This window comes from Gemmobacter lanyuensis (assembly GCF_014652355.1).
Taxonomy (GTDB): domain Bacteria; phylum Pseudomonadota; class Alphaproteobacteria; order Rhodobacterales; family Rhodobacteraceae; genus Gemmobacter; species Gemmobacter lanyuensis.
The window spans coordinates 1-1,295 of sequence record NZ_BMYQ01000042.1 but is presented as its reverse complement, the minus strand read 5'-3'; the positions used below and the strand labels follow the sequence as shown (position 1 = coordinate 1,295).

The 1,295-nt window shown below is 64.5% G+C and carries 1 protein-coding gene and 1 pseudogene; one reads left to right on the top strand and one right to left on the bottom strand.

Annotation, left to right across the window (positions count from 1 at the left end):
- A pseudogene (locus IE101_RS19650) lies at positions 1-670 on the top strand (transposase); the annotation flags it as partial.
- A 19-nt stretch (positions 671-689) separates the two neighbouring features.
- Here the strand turns inward: IE101_RS19650 and IE101_RS19645 are convergent.
- Positions 690-1,295 (bottom strand): IS3 family transposase (locus tag IE101_RS19645; RefSeq protein ID WP_189635519.1); only part of this gene is annotated, 606 nt, incomplete at its 5' end.

The following is a 1,295-nucleotide window of genomic DNA, read 5'->3' as shown; positions in this document are numbered from 1 at the left end:
TGCGCGACCTGCGCCGCCACCTTGATGACATCCCCGAGGGCGGCCTCCGGGATCGGATCATCGCCAAGCTCGCGTTGGTCTCGCAGCTCTTGCATCAGCAGCCCAAGGGCAGGACAAGCTCTACGCCCTGCACGAGCCTGAGGTCGATTGCATCTCCAAGGGCAAAGCCCGGGTGCGCTATGAGTTCGGCTGCAAGGTCAGCGTGGCCACCACCTTGGACGAAGGCTTCGTGGTCGGCATGCGGAGCTTTCCGGGCAATCCCTATGACGGCCACACGCTGGGCCCCGCGCTGGAACAGGTGGCCATCCTGACCGACCAGCACCCCGACCTCGCCGTCGTCGATCGCGGCTACCGCGGACATGGCGAAACAAGGACCCGCGTCCTGATCAGTGGCACGCGCCGCGGGCTGACGCCCAGGCTGGTCGCGGACCTCCGCCGCCGCAGCGCCATCGAGGCTGAAATCGGTCACATGAAAACGGACGGCCGTCTGTCACGCTGCCCGCTGAAAGGCACGATTGGTGATGCCCTCTTTGCCGTCCTCTGCGCCTGCGGGCACAACATCCGCAAGATCCTGGCGCACCTCAGGACTTGGCTTGCTTGGATTATCGCCGTGCTATCCACCCCGAAAATCCCACAGCACCAACGCTATGTGCCCGCAGAACCGGTGTGAAGGCTTTGTTCAGGGCGAACTAAGCCGCTAATGCGAATGCCTCAGCGGGGGTTTTCATGTCCAGCGCCTGATGCGGGCGTCGGTTGTTGTAGAAGCTGATCCAGTCGCCGATGGCTCGCGTCGCGTGCTGGATGCTGTCGAAGCGCTGGCGATGGATGCACTGTTCTTTTAGCGTTCGGATCACACGTTCGACCATGCCGTTCTGCTGGGGGCAATGCGGCGTGATGAACTCCTGCTTCAAGCCATAGCTGCGGACCAGGGCGGTGTAGCGGCGTGACGTGAAGACCAGGCCGTTGTCGGACCTCAGAAGGAACTCGCGCGTGACCTTGCCCAAGGTGCCGAACCGGCTGATCAGGGCATGCTCCAGGGCGCTGGCCGCCGTTGTCGCTTTGCCGGAGCGCGACAGATGCCAGCCCAGCAGCTCGCGGGTGTGGCAGTCGATCACCAGGGCGAGGGTCGTCCAGCCGTCGCGGCCCGACCAGACACGGCAGAGGTCCGTCGACCAGCGTTCGTTGGGCGCGGTTGCGACAGAAGGCACGGCCTCGATGCGGGGTCGCATGCCTATCGGCCGCTTGCGGACCTGCCAGCCCTTGATCTGGATCGAGGCCGTGAACGCCATTGGTTC